This is a genomic window from Idiomarina sp. MD25a (assembly GCF_001870515.1).
Taxonomy (GTDB): domain Bacteria; phylum Pseudomonadota; class Gammaproteobacteria; order Enterobacterales; family Alteromonadaceae; genus Idiomarina.
Window position 1 is genome coordinate 520,064 of sequence record NZ_MDGT01000003.1, and the last position, 21,208, is coordinate 541,271.

17 protein-coding genes are annotated in these 21,208 nt (G+C 40.3%); all 17 read left to right on the top strand.

The features are described 5' to 3' along the window. Positions 1-558, top strand: coding sequence for a dTDP-4-dehydrorhamnose 3,5-epimerase (gene rfbC / locus BFR57_RS06560; protein WP_071463203.1), 558 nt, complete (start codon positions 1-3; stop codon positions 556-558). Beyond that, positions 555-3,380 carry a glycosyltransferase gene (locus BFR57_RS06565; protein ID WP_071463204.1) on the top strand — a complete coding sequence of 942 codons (2,826 nt, stop codon included), beginning with the start codon at positions 555-557 and terminating at the stop codon, positions 3,378-3,380. The genes rfbC and BFR57_RS06565 overlap by 4 nt, the downstream gene beginning before the upstream one ends. Before the next feature lie 11 nt (positions 3,381-3,391). Then, positions 3,392-4,402 (top strand): hypothetical protein, encoded by a 1,011-nt coding sequence (locus BFR57_RS06570; protein WP_071463205.1) that lies wholly within the window; start codon positions 3,392-3,394, stop codon positions 4,400-4,402. Positions 4,403-4,404: 2 nt separating this feature from the next. Continuing rightward, a complete protein-coding gene (gene rfbA / locus BFR57_RS06575; protein ID WP_071463206.1) occupies positions 4,405-5,274 on the top strand; it encodes a glucose-1-phosphate thymidylyltransferase RfbA in 870 nt (289 codons plus the stop codon). Between the two features lie 12 nt (positions 5,275-5,286). After that, positions 5,287-6,528 (top strand): hypothetical protein, encoded by a 1,242-nt coding sequence (locus tag BFR57_RS06580; RefSeq protein ID WP_143441053.1) that lies wholly within the window; start codon positions 5,287-5,289, stop codon positions 6,526-6,528. Between the two features lie 29 nt (positions 6,529-6,557). Next, positions 6,558-7,592 (top strand): SDR family NAD(P)-dependent oxidoreductase, encoded by a 1,035-nt coding sequence (locus BFR57_RS06585; RefSeq protein ID WP_071463208.1) that lies wholly within the window; start codon positions 6,558-6,560, stop codon positions 7,590-7,592. A 28-nt stretch (positions 7,593-7,620) separates the two neighbouring features. Next, positions 7,621-8,811, top strand: a complete 1,191-nt coding sequence (locus tag BFR57_RS06590) for an NAD-dependent epimerase/dehydratase family protein (protein WP_071463209.1) — start codon at positions 7,621-7,623, stop codon at positions 8,809-8,811. Positions 8,812-8,818: 7 nt separating this feature from the next. Next, a complete protein-coding gene (locus BFR57_RS06595; protein WP_083405067.1) occupies positions 8,819-11,809 on the top strand; it encodes a glycosyltransferase in 2,991 nt (996 codons plus the stop codon). A gap of 123 nt (positions 11,810-11,932) precedes the next feature. Beyond that, positions 11,933-13,603 (top strand): hypothetical protein, encoded by a 1,671-nt coding sequence (locus BFR57_RS06600; RefSeq protein ID WP_071463211.1) that lies wholly within the window; start codon positions 11,933-11,935, stop codon positions 13,601-13,603. Continuing rightward, on the top strand, positions 13,593-14,534 hold the full coding sequence (locus BFR57_RS06605) for a formyltransferase family protein (protein ID WP_071463212.1): 942 nt from the start codon (positions 13,593-13,595) through the stop codon (positions 14,532-14,534). The genes BFR57_RS06600 and BFR57_RS06605 overlap by 11 nt, the downstream gene beginning before the upstream one ends. A 3-nt stretch (positions 14,535-14,537) precedes the next feature. Beyond that, positions 14,538-15,323, top strand: coding sequence for a hypothetical protein (locus tag BFR57_RS06610; protein WP_071463213.1), 786 nt, complete (start codon positions 14,538-14,540; stop codon positions 15,321-15,323). 23 nt (positions 15,324-15,346) lie between these two features. Continuing rightward, a complete protein-coding gene (locus tag BFR57_RS06615) occupies positions 15,347-16,537 on the top strand; it encodes a glycosyltransferase (protein ID WP_071463214.1) in 1,191 nt (396 codons plus the stop codon). 15 nt (positions 16,538-16,552) lie between these two features. Further along, positions 16,553-17,620, top strand: a complete 1,068-nt coding sequence (locus BFR57_RS06620) for a GSCFA domain-containing protein (protein ID WP_071463215.1) — start codon at positions 16,553-16,555, stop codon at positions 17,618-17,620. Further along, the gene (locus BFR57_RS06625; RefSeq protein WP_071463216.1) at positions 17,617-18,435 is read left to right on the top strand and encodes a hypothetical protein; all 819 of its coding nucleotides are present in this window, start codon (positions 17,617-17,619) and stop codon (positions 18,433-18,435) included. Before BFR57_RS06620 ends, BFR57_RS06625 begins: the two co-directional genes overlap by 4 nt. A 38-nt stretch (positions 18,436-18,473) precedes the next feature. Beyond that, positions 18,474-19,478, top strand: coding sequence for a sulfotransferase (locus tag BFR57_RS06630; RefSeq protein ID WP_071463217.1), 1,005 nt, complete (start codon positions 18,474-18,476; stop codon positions 19,476-19,478). A gap of 66 nt (positions 19,479-19,544) precedes the next feature. Beyond that, entirely contained in the window at positions 19,545-20,411 is an 867-nt protein-coding gene (locus BFR57_RS06635) for an MBL fold metallo-hydrolase (RefSeq protein ID WP_071463218.1), read from the top strand. Positions 20,412-20,496: 85 nt separating this feature from the next. Then, on the top strand, positions 20,497-21,201 hold the full coding sequence (locus BFR57_RS06640) for a phosphoadenylyl-sulfate reductase (protein ID WP_071463219.1): 705 nt from the start codon (positions 20,497-20,499) through the stop codon (positions 21,199-21,201). Positions 21,202-21,208: the final 7 nt, after the last annotated feature.

Genomic DNA, 21,208 nt, shown 5'->3' on the forward strand with positions numbered 1-21,208 from the left:
ATGGACTACAAAGCACTTTCAATTCCCGATGTGGTACTTCTGACTCCAAAGGTATTTGGCGATGAGCGGGGATTTTTTATGGAAACATTTCGTCAAAATGAATTTGAACAACACTGCGGTCCTTACCAGTTTGTTCAAGATAACCACAGTAAATCACGTAAAGGGATTTTACGCGGCTTGCACTACCAATTAAAGCAACCTCAGGGCAAACTGGTTCGCGTTACGCAAGGTCGGGTCTTTGACGTTGCCGTCGATTTGCGAGAGAACTCACCAACCTTGGGGCAGTGGGTTGGTGTAGAGCTATCTGATGAGAACAAACAGATGCTCTGGGTTCCGCCCGGTTTTGCACATGGTTTTTATGTAATGAGTGAAACAGCTGAATTCACGTATAAATGCACAGATTATTACTCCCCAGAAGATGAACATAGTATCAGGTACGACGATCCAAGCTTAGCGATCGATTGGCCGGTCGATGAGAGCAGTAAGCCGCAATTATCACAGAAGGATGATAGCGGAAAACTGTTGGTTAATGCACCAATTTTCGACACGATTTTATGAATAGTGAATTTCAGCAGCGCATTATAGCTACTCTTGATGAGAACTGGTACTTAGAAAAGTATCCAGATGTCACAGTTGCTGGCATTACTGCTGCTGAACATTTTGTCCATCACGGTATTCAAGAGGGGCGTTGGCCTTGTGAAAATAGCGCCTACTTTCTGGAATCTTCATTGTGGGAAAATCTAGGTGACGAAGCGGAATTGTCAAAGCTTAAAGCGTCGGCAACAGAATCAAATCTAAATGCAAGCTGGAGTAGCTTGGTTTTAGCTCGCTGGTTTCACTCCAATAATGATAAAAACAGTGCTCTGCTATATATTAATCGCTTTTTCGAATTAGATAATTGCAGCTACTGGGAAGAAGACCCGTCTCCTTATCTAATCGCGGTCAGCTTATTTGTTTCACTAGGGAAAATTGAATCAGCAAAACAGGTTTTAAGTTCTCCACACTTTAAAGAGTCCAATGATAAAACCTTATCGAATGCGATGTTGCTTAGTGGCTCAGATTTTCTAAACAAACTAAATGAAGTTTATCAGGCTGAAAGGCATTTAAGCGCTCTTACGGTAAGAGATTCTGGTTCGCCCGCATGCTTAGACAATATTAAGGGTCACCGAACCATAGCTAGTAACATCCGTAAGCGTTGCAAAGAGAGGTCAAAAGTAAGTGTCATTATTCCACTGTTTAACGCGGAACAAACGATAGATACCGCGATTAGCTCACTATTAAATCAGAGTTGGCAGAACCTTGAAGTTTTAGTCGTGGACGACTGTTCCACAGATCAGTCAAAGCGTCGAGTCAGTCAATGGGAAGCATTAGACTCACGAGTTAGGCTAGTATCAAAAGAAAAAAATGAGGGCGCCTATTGTGCGCGCAATGACGGTTTAGCACTTGCGTCTGGTGACTTTATCACGACTCATGATGCTGATGACTGGTCTCACCCTGATAAAATCAAATGCCAAGTTATGCCGTTGCTTAACGATATGACGTTAATGGCAACCGTGAGTCACTGGGTGCGAACGAGTGAGTCCTTTTTATTTAATCATTGGCGGATCGACGGCAGCTTGATTTACCGCAATGTATCTTCGTTAATGTTCAGAAGACAAGTGCACAATGAGTTGGGGTTCTGGGACAGAGTGAACGTCAACGGGGATACTGAATTTTATTTCCGTTTAATCAAAAAGTATGGTGAAAAGGCAATCGAAGAAGTTTTGCCTAGTGTACCTTTAGCATTTGGCCGAATGCAGCATAACTCTCTTAGCAGAGCTTCAAATACTCATTTAAGAACTCAATATAAAGGCTTACGCAAAAAATATCACGATGCCTCTCAAGCTTGGCATAGAACAACAAACAACCTTTATGTAGAAAAGGCACCATCGATAAGAATGTTTGTAGCTCCCGAGGAGATGTTACGGGCTACTGAGGAACAGCATTTTCATAATAGATTACTTCTTCTCGAGGAGTCCGGCTTCTTTGATGAGAATTGGTACGCGTCTGTGTACGATGACGTGGCGAGTCAAGTAAATGATTTACTGAAGCACTTTTTTCACGACGGTCAAAGGGAGCTGAGAGATCCAAACCCGATTTTTAGTTCAAGTGGATTTAAGTATAAGTATGATCTTTTTGGTGAAAGCCAAGTTATAAACCACGCTATAAATATTGGTGTCTCAGCTAATACGCTTGTAGACATCGATGGTCTAAAATCTTGTGATACAAATGCGAGACATATCGCTTTGTTTGCTCACTGGCTGTCCCCATATTCTTTTGGTGCAGAACGTAGCTTTCTCGACGTAATTACTGCTTTAAATCACGCGGGTCACTATAAAATGACGGTTTTTCTGCCGAACGCTGCTAACTTAGATTACGTCAATCAAATAAGAAAAGAGGTGACTAAGGTCGTTTTCCTGCCGACAGTTTGGTGGACAAAAGGCCGCAGAGCGTTTTCCAGCCAGGTAAGTGTTTTATCAAAATACTTTGAAATACATGGAGTAGAGCTCTGCTATCTCAATACGTGTGTGCTATATGAACCTTTACTAGCCGGAAAAGAAGCCAATATTCCTTTGTTAATGCATGTCCGTGAGTTGCCTGAATTTGATCCGTCGTTGTGTGAAAGACTTAATGCAACACACGATGAAGTCAGAGAACATATTTTATCAAACGTTGATCGCTTCATCGTCAATTCAAATGCTGTGAAGTCATGGCTCAAAGCACAAGATGCGCGTGTTGATGTTATTCCCAACGTGAGCAATATTAACCCTGTAGATTTTGCGGATATATCGAATCGTTCAAGACTGAGAGTAGGTATAGCCAGTAGTAATGTCGAGAAAAAGGGGTTATCAGATTTCATTGAACTGGCTGAGCGTGCTGCAAAATCAGAGTTAAAAGTCGACTTCTATATTTTCGGCCCTAAGACAGCCTACTTAGAACAACTGTTAGATCGGCTAAGTGATCGCAGTGTGGTAGCCTATGCAGGTTATAGAAGTTCCCCTGAAGATGTAATGCAAGAAATTGATATTTTGGTAAGTTTTTCTTTATTTAAAGAGTCTTTTGGTAGAACTGTTTTAGAGGCGTTTTTGGCTGGACGAGGAGTCATTGCTTACGATTGGGGAGCGATAAGCGAGGTCTTCCCAGATGAAAGTGTGGGGCTTATCGAATATAGAAATATAGATCAAGCGTTGAAGGTATTGAGTGGGTGGTCGAATGACCGGAACAAACTTTTAAAGACTGCAAAAAGTCAGCAACAATATGCGATAGAAAAGTTTAATAAGAAGCGCTTTCAATTCAGTTTAGAAAATACATTCAACTCAATGCTATCTGATGAAAACTAGCAGGAAAAACGGTGAATAAACAAAAATTTAGACTTTATGATATCAAAGCTGCATCAGACTTGACTAAGTTAACGCTCGAGCAAAGTTGTGAGATATGGGTGTGCGACAGCATTAGTTTTATAGCTGATCAATTGGCTAATGGCGTATCAATTGATGTTGCCGCCCGAGACTGGTTAGAAATCGCGAGCGTAGCAGAACAAACCTACAGTAAGTTCCCTGAACTCTGCGAGTTAGGCATTTTTTCGAGCGATAATATCGAGAAGGCTCAGCCTATTCATTTAGTAGTTAGTGCGCTTGAGTCATTAAAAAATACAGAAATTAGACGCTCGGCTGCATGGTTGGAAGCAAGCTGTCATGAAAGTAGGTTGAAAGCAAAGGAATATAAGTTAGATAACGAAATTGATACCTTGCTAGCGCTAGTAGGACCATTGCAGCGTGTGGGAGAGCTAGAAGGCGAACTTAAGCTCTCGTTAGAAGAAAATGACTTGCTCCTGAAACAGCTACACCTTTGTCAGGACAGAGTAATTGAGGAGTCGAGGAAGTGCAAAGAGATTGAGCTAAGAGCACAGGAAGTTCAGCAAGCCGATAAGATAGCAAAAAACTATCTTCGTCAGCTAGAGCAAGAAATAAGTGCTCGAGAGCAGCAAATCATTCAAAGTGTCGCGAAAATAAGAGAACAACCATCTCAATTAGAGCCTCCTCAAGAACGCTTTTCGTTCCTCAAGAAAATGTTAGGTAAGAAGCCTAAACCTTTAACGAAGGAAAAAAAAGACGCTTATATACTCTCACAGTCTGACTTATTTGATAGCAATTGGTATTTATCGAAATATCCTGACGTGGCCGATTTTAAGGCAGGGCCTGTTGTCCATTATGTTAGGTGTGGCTATTTGGAAATGCGAGATCCTAGCCCATTATTTTCGACTCAAAGTTACTTAGCGAAAAATCCTGATGTAAAGGAATCAGGGCAGAATCCGCTTATTCATTACATAAAGTTTGGCAGAGCAGAAGGAAGACAAGTTTAGTCATGGCTAGAAAAGGAATAATACTTGCCGGCGGGGCCGGTTCGCGTTTACACCCGATTACTCTTGGTGTGTCGAAGCAGTTGTTACCTGTATACGACAAACCAATGATTTATTATCCACTCTCTGTCCTTATGTTAGCCGGGATTCGTGATGTATTAATAATTACTACTCCAGAGGACAACTCTGGCTTTGCGCGTCTTTTAGGTGATGGTAGTCAGTTTGGGCTCAACATTCAGTATGAAATTCAAGAAGAACCTAAAGGCTTGGCTGAGGCATTCACAATAGGCGAAGAGTTTATAGGGACTGATAGTGTCTGCTTGGTATTGGGTGACAATATATTTCATGGTCAGCATTTTACAGAGAAGCTCCTTAAAGCTAGCCAAAAAGATGTAGGTGCGACGGTATTCGGATATTGGGTGAAAGATCCCGAACGTTTTGGCGTCGTTGATTTCGATAGCGAAGGTAACGCAGTATCAATTGAAGAAAAGCCAGAATTTCCGAAGTCTAACTATGCAGTTACGGGACTTTATTTTTACGACAATTCGGTTGTAGAGATTGCAAAAAATGTAGAGCCTTCCGCACGCGGTGAGCTTGAGATAACAAGTATCAATAACGAGTATTTGAAGCGAAAGTCACTTAGTGTTGAGAAATTTGGGCGCGGATTTGCTTGGTTAGATACAGGGACGCATGACAGCCTTATCGAGGCCAGTCAATATGTCCAGACGGTAGAGCACCGTCAGGGATTGAAAATCGCTTGTTTGGAAGAGATCGCATGGCATCAAGGCTGGATATCTAATGATAAACTGCTGGCACAAGCGGATTCTCTGTCTAAGACTGACTATGGTGACTATTTGAAGTCATTAGTTAAATAAAGAGAACTTGCAGTGAGTAACCATATGCCGTCACCCCATTCAGCGAGAACTGCGTTTTATCTTGGTATACCGTCAGACAAAAAAACGTTAGCTCAAATTGATAAAAACGAAACTAAACTGGTTCTTGTAGATGCGTCGGAACAGCATGTGGTTAGCCTGAGACGCAACTATAGAAATGTTCCAAATGTGACAATAATCAATAAGGTAGTTAGCGACGTCAGTGAAGCTTGCAAGTTCTTTGAATATTCGATACCCGAGCTATCATCAATTTATAGTGCTCTAGATGCTAAGGTAGTCTTGCCGAATCTAAGGGTTGTTAGCGCTACTGAACGCATGTCTGTTGCAGTTCATGAACTAATTAATGATTTCGCGTGTGGTGAGAGCTTTGATTTGCATATCAACTTACCTGGGCAAGAGCTCCGACTATTGAAGGCTCTCAAAGATCATGGGTTGCTGAATAACTTAGCATCGCTAAGCGTCGTAAGTTGTTCAAAGCGAGTCTATTCAGAAGGGTGTCTCAAAGAAGAAGTTGTTGATTGGCTAATAACTAATCACTTTGGTATCCGAGGCACTAAAACTGTTAATCAACTTTTGCAACTTGAACGTGTCTGTTTTAAATTTGATGAAGTATCATTACAGAATTCGTTGTTAAAGAAAGAACTCAGTGCTGAAAAAGAAAAAAGTAAGAAATTGTCGGCGCTTAATAGAGAGCTCAATAGAAAACTCTCAAACTCAGCGAGCGAATATACTGACACTTGTCAGATTCAAAACAACATAAATAAGACAGTAAAATCGAGCAAGTTAAGTCTACCCGACATAGTTAGTAAGGATAGTGAGCTTAAGGCTGCCGTAGAAAGTTGGCTGGAGGGCCACTTCTTGCATCTGATAGAGCTTGACAACGCTAGCCTCGCCGATAAAGCAAATCGGGAGTTGCTGGTACTACTGGCAGCTACAGGGTATCAGTTTAAAGATGACGCGAAGAATGAAGAAAGGTGCGTGAATTTGGCGTCGAGATGGGGAATTTCTGACGCTCATATAAAAGCAATGCTCATGACTGGAGTTTATATCCGTCTGGCAAGAGCAAATGCATTGATGGGAAAAGTGGACGAAACTAAGAGCTTTTTCAGAAGGTCGCTAACGGACGGCATCTTCGGTGTTGAGAACATTGAGGACTGGCTAACTAAGCGAACGAAGAATCAGCTTATTGATATCATGGATGAAACTAGCATAAGGATATTTTTGACAGATGAATAGCATAAACAGCTTAAGAAATGGGAATAGCAATGAAACACCTAAGAAACAAGTCGGTTGTCGTTACCGGATGCTGTGGAACCGTTGGTTCTGAGCTTGTTAAGCAATTACTTGAGCAATTCGAGGTTGGCCACTTAATCGGCATCGATAACAACGAGTCTGAGCTGTTTTTTATTCAGCAAGAATACCAAAATAATAAAAACGCGAGCTTTTACCTAGGCGATATGCGAGACAAGGAAAAGCTAACACAACTATTTAAGGGTGTGGATGTCGTTTTTCATTCTGCTGCCTATAAGCACGTAGTGCTTTGTGAGCGTTCTCCATATGACGCAGTCCAAACAAATATTATAGGCGTCCAAAATATTATTGAAGCAGCCAATGCCGCTGAAGTTGAGCGCGTGATTTTCACGAGTTCGGATAAAGCGGTTAATCCAACCAACGTAATGGGCACATCGAAATTGATGGGCGAACGCCTAATTACTGCTGCAAACAACTCGTATCGAAACACTAAAACAATATTCAGTTCTACCCGCTTTGGCAACGTTTTAGGCTCTCGTGGTTCTGTTATTCCAATTTTTAAAAACCAGATTAAAAAGGGTGGTCCAGTTACTCTGACTGATCCGGGGATGACTCGGTTTATCATGAGTATAGAGGAAGCTACTAAGCTAGTTATCGACTCAAGCATTTTGGCCAAAGGTGGCGAAGTTTTCGTTACAAAAATGCCTGTTATTCGCATTAAAGACCTCGCCGAGTGCATGATCGAACAATTAGCAGAGAAGTACGGTCACAATCCTGAAGATATCAAGGTCGAAACGATTGGTTCTAAGCCTGGCGAGAAACTTTATGAGGAGCTCATGAGTGGTGAAGAAACACGCCGCACAATAGAGCTTGAGAGCTATTTCTCGGTGCGTCCTGCTTTCGATAGTATCTACGAAAATATCGATTACGATTATCCTGGCAAGTTAAACGACAGTATTGATAATCCATACAATTCAGAATTTGAGACACCGTTAAGCAAAGAACAGTTAACGGCGTTTTTACAAGAACACAACTTGCTAGAAGATTAAGTAACTTAACAAAACTAAGGGTCAAAAGATGTCACAACATATTCTTATTTTAGGTGGTGATGGCTACCTAGGCTGGCCAACAGCAATGTACTTTTCACAACGTGGTTACGAAGTGACCGTAGTTGATAATTACCTTCGCCGTCACGCTTGCAATGAAATCGATGTCGGTATGCTATACCCCGTACCTACTCTGCAAGAGCGCGCAAAAATTTGGCACGAGCACACGGGTAAAGAAATCAAGGTCGTGATCGGAGATTTAACTGATCCCGAAGTCATGCGCTCACTATTTGACGGTAGCGTTAAGTATCAGTGGGCGGTAAACCCTGAGTTTACAGGTATTCCAGAAACAGTCGTTCACTATGCTGAGCAGCCCTCTGCTCCATACTCGTTGATGGATTACAAGCACGCGGATATCACTATCACGAATAACCTGCGTGTTACTAATAACTTGGTATTTGCGGTTCGGGATTTTTCGCGTGATACGCATATTATTAAGTTAGGTACCATGGGCGAATACGGTACACCGAACATTGACATCGAAGAAGGTTGGCTGGAGATCGAACATAAAGGACGCAAAGGCAAGTTCTTGTTCCCGCGCCAGGCAGGCTCTTTGTACCATACGACTAAGGTAATGGACACTGATTTAATGTGGTTCGCAGTTCGTATGTGGGACCTTAAGGTAACTGACCTGATGCAAGGTCCTGTATATGGCAATGAAACTGAAGAGTCCGCAATTGACGATCGTTTAAAAACGCTCTTTAACTACGATGAAGTATTCGGAACCGTTGTTAATCGGTTTGTAGTGCAAGCTGTGGCAGGCTACCCGTTGACTGTATATGGGCAAGGTGGTCAAACAAGAGGGTATCTAAACATTAAGGATACTTTGCAGTGTGTTCACAAGTCGACAGAGACACCTGCTGACAAAGGTGAACTCCGTATCTTCAACCAAATTATGGAAACATTTAGTGTTAAGGACCTTGCGGAAATTACCAAGCGAGTTGGTGATAAAATGGGTCTAAATGTAGAAGTCAAGAGCATCGAGAACCCGCGTAAGGAAGCCGAAGAGCATTATTATAATCCAACTTACCAAGGGCTGGTTAATATTGGTGTTGAACCGCATTACTTAACTGATGACGTAATGGAGCAGATGCTTCGAGTTGCCGAGCACTACAAAGGAAACATCCGTAATGATGTTATTTTCCGCGGTGTTAAGTGGTAAAGGTTAGATGACCACCTCGATGGATGCAGCCTTAAAACAGTTTAAGGCTGCAAGACAGCTATACGTAGAGCGCCGGTTTGCTGAAGCTTTTGATAAAGCTAATCAGTATCGGCGCTTTATAAATTATACGAAGATAAAGCACGAGGATCGTCGTCGAAAAGGCGTCCCAACAGTATCAATTATTATTGTTTTATATAGAGCTACGATGGAGTCTGTTGGGTGCATTGAAGCTCTATGTAAGCAAGCAGGTGCAACGGCCGAAGTAATCGTTGTCGACAATGGATTTAGTAAAAAATTATATAAATTCATACGAAAACTTCCTGTCCTCCTAATCAGAAATCCCATCAACTTCGGGCCGTCTGAGGCACGAAATATTGGAGCCTTCTTTGCAAGAGGCACAGTCATCGCGTTTGTTGATGATGACTCCGAACCAAGCGATAACTTTGTTGAGTCAGCCATACAGTCTGTAAGCGATCCTAATGTAATTGGAGCTCGTGGAAGAATTTTAAAAGGCGGGTCTGGTGAACAATCACCTCATTATGACTTAGGGGATTATGTTCAAGAAGCATCATTCAATTTAGAGGGGAACATGACAGTCCGCCGCGATGTTTTTTTTGCTGCGGGTGGCTTTGATTTACTCATGTTTGGCCATGAAGGACATGAACTTGCCGAACGGATGCGAATGTTAAATCACGGTAAGTCCATAGTCTATTGGCCCGAGCTAGTAATCTCCCACGACTTCCCCACGGGTGCATCACTTAAGGCAAAAAGAGAGCGTCAAGCAACCGGGATGCTATATAGAGAGTATCGAAGGTGTACCTACGCTGAAAAGCCTTTACCCTCGCTGCCTGTAAAAATTGTGCAAGAGGGTTTTTCATTTGTTTTAAGAAACCCTACTGTTTCCTCGCTAGATGAGCAAGTACATCAGCTTCGAGGGTGGGCAGGTGACGTCGGCATTGAACTGTTAATTGAGACTGATGCTTCGACTGACGTTATTTCAAGCAAATTGGCGAATATCCGAACTGAATTTCCGGTAACATTATTAAAATTTAAAACCAATACTTCTTTCAGTAATCAGACTCGCCTACGTTATCCAAATGTAATAGTGATTGAGGGCTCCTTCCTGACTCCGTCCATTTCTTGGATAACGATAATCAAAGTGTTAAACGATCAGTTGATAAAACATGCTGATTTAACTTCAATTTTTGGGGTGGCAACGTACTTTGAAAGTACGCAAGGCTCCATGTTGGGTAGTGAATGTGCGTTTGATGAATTATTTATACAAGAAGAGAGAAGAGTCAAACGAGAAAAGGCGTTAGAGCGACGTAACGCATACCCAAGCACTTTAGAAAACACACTGGATGAACTAAGTAACCGGATTATTCATCAATGCCCTTACTTCAATGATGAAAGTCTTACTGTTCCGAGAAGTAAGAGGCCCTATTCGCTAAAAGTTGGCTTTATAGGTAGTAATGAGCTATATGCCGAACTCAACAGCTTGTGTAAGGTAACAATGCTAGTCGATTCGGAGCAAAAAGACCCGTCTAGCTACGATGTCTTGATTACTGAATCAGTGCTAAGTTCGGCTTTACAGGAGCAGCTTTTAACATCGGTTTCGGATTGGCAAGCTCGCTTTTCGTCCGAAGGAAAACCTTCAATATTTTGGTTTACAGAATCTTCCATCTATATTCCGGTATTTGCCGATTTGATAACATCGTTCGACCATCTTTTTGTTTCAAATAAAGAAGCACACGGTGTTATTAAGCAAACGCTAGGGATTGAGGGGCAATTGACCGATGTATGGATAGCTCCGAGAATAAACAATCAAATCAAGCATATAAAAAAGCCATCATTTTCAAACTTGAACATGTTGTATGACGGCTGGGCTGATACGCTTCACTTTAGTGATAACCGAGAGCTTATAGCCAATTTACTTCCTCACGGCGTTCACATCGCTGAAACAAAATGGGAGTTCAACCAGCGACGGTTAACCGAAACGCCCGAGCTGCAGAGAGTCATAATTGGTTGCCTGAATGAACATCAATTTAACCAAGCACTGAAAGAGTTTCGTGTGGCACTATTTACTTCACAGACACTTCGGTCACCCGAACAGCAGAAAAAGCAAATACTTAAAGCTCTAGCAGCCAAAACAAACGTCTTCTATTTTGCTCACGAAAGCGATGAGTCTCGAATTACAGAATTGCTAGGTGGGTTGTTACCCTACGTTGAAGTTTTCACAAATGTAGATCTACTAGCTGAGCGGTTTGAACAACTTAAGCGAGAGCCGTGGCTACGTAAATTAAATGCTCAAAAGGCCTGGCGATATGTGATGACCTATCATTGCCTAGAGAATTCTCTTAACGAGGTTCTTCATTTAGTAAAACGAGATAGCAAGCCCCAGGCCCCTCGCGTGAGCTGTATTACTGTTACAAAGAGGCCCGAGCTTGTAGATACCATAATCGCAAACTTTAAACGTCAAACCTACCCCGATAAGGAGCTTCTTGTAGCACTAAACTGCAGCGGTGCTGAGTTCGAAAATTTTGAACATAAGCTCAAATCGGAAGTTAAAAATGTTAAAGTTTATCAACTGGGCTCAGAGAGAAATATTGGGTTTTGTTTAAACTGGCTGATTCGGGAATCATCCGGCGAATTTTGGGCTAAACTTGATGATGATGATGAGTATGGACTCAACTATATCTTTGATTACGTCTTAAACACAAGGGCGGCAGACTTGGATATCATTGGCAAAAAAATGGGGCCTACTTATTTTGAAGCAAGTAATGAGACTCTTTACAGAGACCCTAGTCTAATCGAAGTGGTGGATACACTAATCTACCCAGGTAACCAGGTACATCTAGCCGGAGCAACGTTTTTTGGAAGAAAGTCACTATTAGACGAGGTTCCATTTTCCGAGAGTTTACGAGCTTCTGTTGATGTGGACTTCTTAGAGCGGGCTCAGGCATTTAGAAAAAGGTTGCTATTAATACAAGGCTCCTAAATAAATAAATTAAAAATATTATCACTTAGTAAATACCAAGAAGCGACTAGTTATTATGTGATATTCATTAACTGTTAAAGATCTTTTATTTAAGCTCTAATCTCTAACGGTAGGAGTTAGATTTTGAAAAATTCCATAGCTACAATAGTAATTAATGTTGGTAAAAATTATAATCACAAACTTCCTTTACTTAAGCTAATACTGTGTAACTCGAGCCATTATTTACTCAATTTTATTCTTCTCATTGAGCAACCTACTGACGAACAATTGAGGGAAACAGTTGAGATTATAAATGATTCTACTATTACGGTATTACGTGAAGAGTCAAAGAACGGGCGATGGTTAAACCAAGTTTTGAAAGATGAAGTAAGTTTAGAGGTTAACCTCGACGATTTTGATAAAGATTTTAGAGATTTAAGTTTGTTGCTCGATGGTTTTTTAAAGGACGCTCTGGATAGGTTGAATAGAGTCAATGATCAAGGAAAATATTCACACAAAAGCAGCAGAAATCGTATAGAGTCACCCAAAAAAAATAATCAACAATCGCAGTATATATCAGAGGACGAAGTGAATGGAAGTAAACCGTTGATGAAGCAAATATACAATCTTTCAAAAAAAAGAAATCTTGTATTAAGCGATCGTGAAACAACTTGGTCCGAATATCTAAAATTAAGAACTGCGCAAAATAAAAAGGGGAAGCCTCCGATTGACCAGCCTATATTCGCAGGACTTGCCTCAATACCAAGTAGAGCAAAAAGCTTACATAAGGTATTAGAAAAAATTAAAGATCAGGTAGATCATGTATTTGTTTATCTTAATAATTATGACTACATACCTGATTGTGTTAAATGTGAAAAGGTAACATACAAGTTAAGCTCAAGCTACAAAGACATTGCTGCAGCCGGTAAGTTCTATTTCGTTGAGCAAGCTGAAGGTGGTTACTATTTCTCTATGGATGATGATGTTATCTATCCTGATAATTACATCTGGACAATGATTGAAACATTAAAAAAGTATAATAATTCCGTAGCTGTTTGTGGTCATGGTTCAGTCCTTGGTCAGCCGCTAGATTGGTACTTTGAAAGAGTCGAGGTTTTTAACTTTGCTCGTGAAATGAAATCCGATAGATTTGTTAACCTGTTAGGCACAGGGGCCACCGGTTTTTTTTATGATAGAATTAGGCCCGAATTTTCGGACTTTCAACCGGAAGTTATGTGTGACCTACAGTTGTCGATCATAGCTAATATCAACAATATACCTATAGTCAATATAAAGAGGCCAAAAAATTGGTTTGAATTTATAGACTCAGATCCTCTATTGGAGTCAGGTAATGACTACTTTAATATGATGTTGATAGATGATGGTTTAAGAAGTGAATTGGTCAAGAGGTTTGATTGGAGCTTTGAGTATTATAGTAAAATAGTTGATGATTTTATTAGGTGCAACTTCATCGCATACAATCGTGCTCAGTTCCAACGCCTAGATATGGACATTGATTTTATTCAGTCGATAAATACTACTTCCACACCTATGCATTGGGATAGTTTAAACTCACTACTTTTTCTAAAAAGAAAATATCAATACCTTAATAAATTAAAAGTTATAGAGCTAAGTAAATCTGAAAACCAATCGGTTGACTTAAAGACACTTTTTCCAAATAAAGATTCTATTTTTGTTAGAACCTCGAATAGTATTGATGAGCTAAAAGAAATGATAAGTACAATAAGTGAGGAAGTTGATATTTTACGCAGTGGAGATGAAAGTAATAAAAGCGAGACTAGGTATGAATGTTGATTTCGTCGTTTTTGGAACCAGACACAATACTCAAGACTTCGTAAAACGTTGCCAAAACGCGGGTATTAGAGTTGATTTAATTGTCAGTATAGAAGGTGATGTCGCGTCCAAAAACAACGTACCATCTTATTCTACGTTCAGTGAGGTAAAGGGAGTCCCAGTATATATGGCTTCCAGCTACAAGCTTGACTCTGCAAGAGACCGTGCTTTTCTAAGTCAATTAGAAGCCAAGTTTGGCGCATCCATTGGATGGCAACGAATTATACCAGATTATGTGTTGGAAAGAGTAGAGCATGGCGTGTTTGGCATGCACTGCAGTCCTAAGCCTCTTCCTTATGGAAAAGGACGTTCGCCGTTAAACTGGTCTATAATCAACGGTGAGACAAATTTGTTTGCTAATATTTTCAAATATCGAACCGAAGTAGATGATGGAGAAATTTTAGCTTCTCCAAGTTTAAGAATAGAACCACAGGACACTATAAATACTTTGCAACTCAAAGCTCAGTTGATATTTAGTCAGGTCATGATTGATAACTATAATAATATTTTAAATGGAAATTTGGAATTGAAAGCTAATTCAGTACATTTCCAAGAAACGTTTTTCGATAAGCGAACTGAGGCGGATGGTTGTGTTGATTGGTCGAATAGTATGCAAGCAATATCTAATTTCGTGCGAGCTCAGACTACTCCTTATCCAGGAGCATTTAGTTTCTTAAAAGGAGATAAAGTTAAACTGTTGGAAGTCTGGCCATTTAATATTGGTACTCAGTGCTTCGATCATTATGATAGTCAACCTGGAGAGGTTCTTTACTCGTCTAAAGATGGTTTAACTTTAGTATGTTGTGGCGATGGAATTGTGATGGTTACGAAACACGATTATCCGGATATTATTGAAATAGGAAATGTCTTTACATTCAATAGGGATATATAAATTATGCACAGTTTTGATAGTAATGACTTCAGCTATGATAACTATAGACGCCTGCTTACGTTTTTGGATAACGAATACGAGATTTTTTCTTTTAAAGATGCCTATCGACTTGGTGCTAAGATTTTGGATGTTCCGAGATTTGTGATTTTGCGTCATGACGTTGAGTTTAGTGTTAAAGGAGCACTAGCTCTTGCAAGAATCGAACATGAGCTTGGTATTAAGTCTACCTTCTTTTTCTTGCAGACTAGTGATTATAATTGCTTTGACAGACACGAGGCTGAGAGAATTAGAGAGATAATTTCTTTAGGTCATGATGTCGGTTTGCACTATGATGCATCATTATTTGAGGACATGAAAGTAGATCCAGTAGTTGCGGCAAAATTACAGATTAAGTTATTCGAATGCTTTTTTAATGTTAAAGTCCATGCAATGTCCTCTCATATGCCTATGCGTTCCGGTAAAGCCTTTTCAATAGATGGCGTAATCGATACATATGATCCTCTATACCTTCGTGACATTAAGTATATATCTGACAGCAATCAAGTGTGGCGTGAAAATATTTCTACGAAAGGGTTACTCGAACATCAACAAATTCACCTTCTTCTTCATGAAAATACTTGGTCTGATGATGGTCTCTCTATCTTTGAAATCAGTTTAGCTGAGGCTTTTGAAAAGTTTCAAAAGCATCACACCAATGCCTTGAAATATAATTCGATGGTTAAAGTTGGCCTAAAGAATAGGGCTGTCAAGGATAATGAGTTTAAAAAACGTTACTTCAGTTCCAATTGATTGACTAAAAGTGAGACGCCGTTATGAAGGAACTATTGAGTTCACAAGTTGATAGGGCAAACAGCTTTTATGAAGAGATCTTGATGCTGGTTCATGATGATAATAATTATGACATAGTTATAGCTCATGAGACTTACTGTTCGGGGATGGCAGCGTTAAAATTTTGCGAGCGGTCACAGCATGATATTTTTAAGATACTGGATATAGTTGAATACCCGGTTTTCTCTCAGCGTTCTAGTGAGCAAGTTCGTGCTCGTGGAGTGAATAGTTCTATTTCTGACCAGTTGACCCTATCTTTCGCGGTTAGCGTGGCTAGTAAATTCGATTATTTGATAAGTACTAGCGAAGGTCAACGCGCTGTATACCGGGAGCAGAATGACTCTCTAGAAATTGATGTCATAAGAAACAGTCGGTCCGGTCAGGCTCCAAACTCAGAGTATTTAGTCTCGGAAGTGGATAGTATTAGGACTATGTTTTCTCTCTCTTCTTCTGATATCGTAATGGTATACCCCAATAGGGTTTATTCACATGGTGGTATTGAAGCTTGCCTAAATACACTCAGTAAGCTACCTGAGCATTTTAAACTAGTTATTGTTGGAGATATCGTTAACGAATTGCATGAATTTGTTAACTCGTTAGCAGAAGACTTGCAGTTGAAGAGCAGGTTTTACGTAACTGGAATGCTAGATCCGTCACTAGTATTAGATTTTTTGACGGAAGCAGATCTAGCTCTGATTACACTTGAACCTACTATTGAAAATCATCGGAAATGTCTTCCGAATCGAGTGTTTGATGCTCTTGAGTGTGGTCTTCCGATCATTTGCTATGATGGGACGGAGATTAGTGATTTCGTTCGGAAGTATGAGGTTGGGTGTTCTATTAAGTATAGAGGCGATAGCTCTTTTGAAGACGCGGTGCTTCATGTCTTAGATAATTTTATGAGGCTTAAAAGAAATGCCTCTAAAGTGGGTCTTTTGCATAGGTGGGAGTACGAGAGTTTACCTTTAAAGAGAAGCATAGCGCAATTATTGCCAAATGCCAGAAGAGCTCTTATTTTAGCTGGTAAAGATATATCCAGAAATGATCGTATTAAACGAATGATAATGTCTCTTAAGGAGTTAGATATTCGCGTCGATGTAGTGGCGAAAGCTCCTCCAATGGATAGTGTTCGCGTTAGCGATGTTAACTACTACTATCCTAAAAGAACAGTGTAACCTTGGAGGCTTAAAATGAAAAACCCATACGAAAATATTCCTGAAAGAAGGTTTTGGAGGAGTGGTGTTCAATCCCAGAGCGTTTTTTCTATAAAAGGCCTCTACAATAAAGCGTACGAGATAGAACCTTCGGATAAAATAGCTACTGCTGGCTCTTGTTTTGCACAACATATATCTAAGAGATTGAGCGAGGCCGGGTACAATTTCATGGACGTAGAGAAGGCTCCGACGCAATTTCCACAAAATAAGTTGAAAGAGTATGGCTTTAATACCTATTCAGCTCGCTATGGAAACATTTACACAGCGCGACAACTTCAAGAACTTGCCGCAGAATGTTTCGATCCTCCTGATCAGATATTGCCGCTCTGGTGCAAGGACGGTAGGTTTTATGATGCGCTAAGGCCAAATATTGAACCAAAGGGCTATTCGTCCGTAAATGAGCTTACCTTTCATAGGCTTCATCATCTAGATAAGCTGAGATATCTTTTCACGGAAATGGATGTTTTTGTATTTACTCTTGGTCTAACAGAGTATTGGGAATGTTTGAAATCGAATAGAGCCTTACCAATAGCGCCCGGTGTTATTGCCGGTGACTATGACCCTGAGAATTATGCGTTTAGAAATCAAACTTGTAGTGAGGTTATTGATAGCTTTACCAAATTTATGGACACAATAAATTCTCATCGTGATAAGCCATGTAGGTTTATTTTGACAGTTAGCCCTGTTCCTCTTATTGCCACTGCAGAGGATGGACATGTATTGTTGAGCACCACGTATTCTAAAAGTGTTTTAAGGGCAGCTGCTGGAGAGTTAACAAAAAAATATTCGAATATAGACTACTTTCCAAGTTATGAAATTATTACAGCTCCATGTTTCAGAGGAATATTTTATGATGTTGATCAAAGAAATATTGTTTCTCAAGGAGTAGACACAGTGATGCGCGTCTTTTTTCAAGAGCATCCTCCGTTAGATACTATTTCTTCATCAAAAGCTTCTGCAGGTAATAAAGGTAAGGCAATTAATGACGGCATAGATGAAGATCCTATGTGCGAAGAAGCATTACTTGAGGGCTTTGCCAGATGAAAATATGTTTTTTTGGTACGAGTTTCCTAGGTGCCCTTCAACTGGGTTATCGTCATTTTACTAGTTTAAAAAATGTTACTTGTGATTTTTACGGAGTAAATGCTCCTGCATTGTTACGAGACTTTAAAGATGGAAAAGTAGTACGAGAGAAAAATGTAGTCTCCTTTTTGGGTCATATGCCTGTATTTATTAAACGACAAGATACTAAAAATGCCGAGTCGAGCAACAGAACATTTAAGGGCATGTCACGCGAGTCAAATTTGTCAATCGACTTGTCTACCTATGACGCTGTTGTGTTAGTAGATATGTTTTATCGGTTTCCTTTGTTGAACGCTTTTGATTTTCATAAGAATGGATCTATTTCTTGTCAAGGTACTCTTATATCAGAGGGAATGTTATCTGAATTCCATATAAATGGTTTGTGTGGATTTGAACTGAATTCTCATCTCGAGTTTGGCACCGTTGAATACACTGCATCTGAACAACTTGTTCAACTTTTCAAACACGAAAATTTGTATGTATGTCCAGCTCCAAAAGCACCTCATACAAATATCTCGGATAAATTGGAAGATATTGGTGTATCAGTTGATCATGTTTGTAATGTAGTGGAACAAATTTTTTTGCACGACATACGAAAAATGGGGGCTAGACTGATAACTCAAGAGCCAGAAACCGAACATAGTCGTTACAGTACTAGACCTGAATTCTCTCGGGGGCCACACAAAAAGATTGATAATTATCTTGACCCTCATATGAACGAAGAATTTGGCCGTCTGCAACTTCAAAGAATTCTAAACGTAGTTTTAAGCGCATAAACGCAACCTTAAGTTGGTTATCCGTTAATGAGAGAGTTATGACCAAGAATCTATGTCTTGTTTTAGGGGCTGGCCGTAGTGGAACCAGTTTATTGATGCACTTAATGAGGGCTCTCGGTGTTAGTGTTAGCAAGAACCTTATTCCACCTAAGCACCATAACCCTATGGGGCCAATGGAAGATGAAAACTTAGCGCAACTTTTTGATAGAAGAATTCTTCCTGAAAATAACATGACTAGATTACTACCTTTTCCAAAAGGTAAGACTCTGGAACGCCGTTATTCGAAGGAAATAGAGCAGATATTATTAAGGGAGTTGGAGAGTCAGCCAGAAGCCACTTGTTTTGCTTTTAAAGATCCGGTTTTGTCAAACTTCTTGCCTTCTCTATTTCCTATTTTTAATAGCCTAGATCTTTCTCCTAAGTTCGTCCTATGTGTTAGATCGCCAAAGTCAGTTATAGAGTCTAGGAAAAATAACTTCAAGAACTCATCTTCACTCACGGAGCTAGGGTGGCTGACTAACACAACTAATGCGCTTAAATATACTGGTGGAAACGTGTTTATTGTTCATTACGAAATGCTTTTCACTGATGCCCGCTCAGAAATTTTAATGAGTCTTTGTAATTTCTTAGGAATTGACGATAGTTCGGTCGAGCAAGCTATAGATATCATAGAACCTAGTTTAAATCGAAGTCAGAACAATTCAGTAGAAATAAAGAATATGCATGTTAAAAGACTATACAAAGCCTTACGCGATGCAAATGGAGTTCAGTTTGATAGAGAGAAAATCTTAGAAGTTACTGAGAAATGTGTGATAGAAATGGAGGGGTTTGATGGATGGTTGAACTGCGCATATGATAGTGTCAGACAAAGAAATGAAAATCGAAAACTACGGGATAAATACGAATCTCTCGCCAAAACATTATCATCAGGCGAACAAGAGCTTAGAGTTTTAAGAAGAGTGAAGCGAGAGAATGATGCCGCAGTTCACGCTATCACTCGTATTTTCGGAAGCAACTCTCAACGCGGTAATACGAAAAGTTAGTAAATTCAATAGATTAAAAATGTAGTAATGGTGCTGTAGAATTTACGTAGTAATAGAGGTGTAGTTATGAATCAACCGTTAGTTACTCCATTTTTTGACGATAGCTCGAATACATTCAGCTACGTAGTGCAGGATCCACAATCGTCATCGTGTGCAATAATTGATTCTGTGCTCGACTTTGACTTTGCGGCGGGAAGAACCTCTACACACTCAGCAAGCAAAATCTTGGATTTTGTTCTGGAAAATGCTCTCACTGTTGAATGGGTGTTAGAAACCCATGTGCATGCTGATCACCTTTCAGCAGCTCCATGGTTAGCTAAAGAGACCAATGCTAAGCTCGGAATTGGTAACCGGATCATTGAAGTTCAGGAGATATTTGGCAAGGTTTTTAATTCCGGCACTGAGTTTGAAAGAGATGGAAGCCAGTTTGATGCGTTGTTTGAAGACGATACTGAGTTTCGAATTGGTAGCTTAGACGTCAGAGTTATTCATACTCCAGGGCATACTCCAGCATGTGTGACTTATGTTATCGGTGATGCTGCGTTCGTCGGAGATACACTATTTATGCCGGACTTTGGTAGCGCAAGGTGCGATTTTCCGGGTGGAGATCCACGCGTCCTTTATCAATCTGCTCAACGCATTCTTTCGCTTCCTGATGAGACGCGTATATTTGTTTGCCACGATTACGCGACTTCAACTCGGAGTAAAGTCGCTTACATCACTTCTGTAGAAGAGCAAAAAGCTAAGAACATCCATGTCGGTGGTGAGGCTGACGAGGATAGCTTCGTAACAATGCGCACAGAACGAGATAATAAGTTATCGATGCCCAAGCTAATTATACCTGCAGTTCAGGTAAATATGCGCGCCGGTCGCATGCCTCCAGCGTCCAGTGATGGAAATGTTTACTTAAAAGTTCCTTTAAACGTACTTTAGTGAGTATTAGAATGCTCCTTCGTCTATACTGAATTTCAGTTTTGATGTAGCATTCAACAACTAATAAACGTTTGTGGAGTAAAGGATGGCATTTGATAAGTATGAACACTTGTCAGTTGAGAAAGAAAACCGCCGGCTAGAGCTAGCGCCAGCAGAAGAGCGGGTTAGCTGGGCGTTAGATAAGCTTCCTGGCGAGTTCATGCTGAGTTCAAGCTTCGGCATCCAATCTGCCGTTTTACTTCATCTTGTCACCAAAATCTACCCCGAAATTCCAGTTTTACTTGTTGATACGGGCTATCTTTTTAAAGAAACGTATCAGTTTATGGAGCAATTAGACAAACGTTTAAATTTGAACCTCAAAGTCGTATCTTCCTCGATGACGCCTGCTCGGCTTGAAGCTACGCTGGGTAAACTATGGGAGCAAGGTGAAGAGGGGATTGATAAGTACAATCAGTTGATGAAGGTCGAACCTATGGAAGAAGCTCTCGATGATATGGGCGTACGCACATGGTTTGCCGGGCTGAGGCGTGAACAGTCAGATTATCGTTCAAGTAAGTCGGTTATTGAGACACGTATCGATGGACGTTTTAAAATATATCCGTTAATTGACTGGACTAATAAGCAAATTCACGAGTACTTGGTTAAACATAACCTCCCATATCACCCCCTCTGGGAGCAAGGGTATGTTTCAGTAGGTGATTGGCATACTTCAAGACCTTTAACAGAGGGCATGGATGAGAAAGATACTCGCTTTTTTGGGTTAAAAAGGGAGTGCGGGCTTCACACTTAATTTTGAA

Coding starts and splice junctions, on each gene's coding strand:
- BFR57_RS06610 (WP_071463213.1), top strand. CDS start 14,538: ATGCACAGTTTTGATAGTAATGACTTCAGCTATGATAACTATAGACGC.
- BFR57_RS06565 (WP_071463204.1), top strand. CDS start 555: ATGAATAGTGAATTTCAGCAGCGCATTATAGCTACTCTTGATGAGAAC.
- BFR57_RS06635 (WP_071463218.1), top strand. CDS start 19,545: ATGAATCAACCGTTAGTTACTCCATTTTTTGACGATAGCTCGAATACA.
- BFR57_RS06585 (WP_071463208.1), top strand. CDS start 6,558: ATGAAACACCTAAGAAACAAGTCGGTTGTCGTTACCGGATGCTGTGGA.
- rfbC (WP_071463203.1), top strand. CDS start 1: ATGGACTACAAAGCACTTTCAATTCCCGATGTGGTACTTCTGACTCCA.
- BFR57_RS06615 (WP_071463214.1), top strand. CDS start 15,347: ATGAAGGAACTATTGAGTTCACAAGTTGATAGGGCAAACAGCTTTTAT.
- BFR57_RS06640 (WP_071463219.1), top strand. CDS start 20,497: ATGGCATTTGATAAGTATGAACACTTGTCAGTTGAGAAAGAAAACCGC.
- BFR57_RS06590 (WP_071463209.1), top strand. CDS start 7,621: ATGTCACAACATATTCTTATTTTAGGTGGTGATGGCTACCTAGGCTGG.
- BFR57_RS06620 (WP_071463215.1), top strand. CDS start 16,553: ATGAAAAACCCATACGAAAATATTCCTGAAAGAAGGTTTTGGAGGAGT.
- BFR57_RS06595 (WP_083405067.1), top strand. CDS start 8,819: ATGACCACCTCGATGGATGCAGCCTTAAAACAGTTTAAGGCTGCAAGA.
- BFR57_RS06605 (WP_071463212.1), top strand. CDS start 13,593: ATGAATGTTGATTTCGTCGTTTTTGGAACCAGACACAATACTCAAGAC.
- BFR57_RS06625 (WP_071463216.1), top strand. CDS start 17,617: ATGAAAATATGTTTTTTTGGTACGAGTTTCCTAGGTGCCCTTCAACTG.
- BFR57_RS06630 (WP_071463217.1), top strand. CDS start 18,474: ATGACCAAGAATCTATGTCTTGTTTTAGGGGCTGGCCGTAGTGGAACC.
- rfbA (WP_071463206.1), top strand. CDS start 4,405: ATGGCTAGAAAAGGAATAATACTTGCCGGCGGGGCCGGTTCGCGTTTA.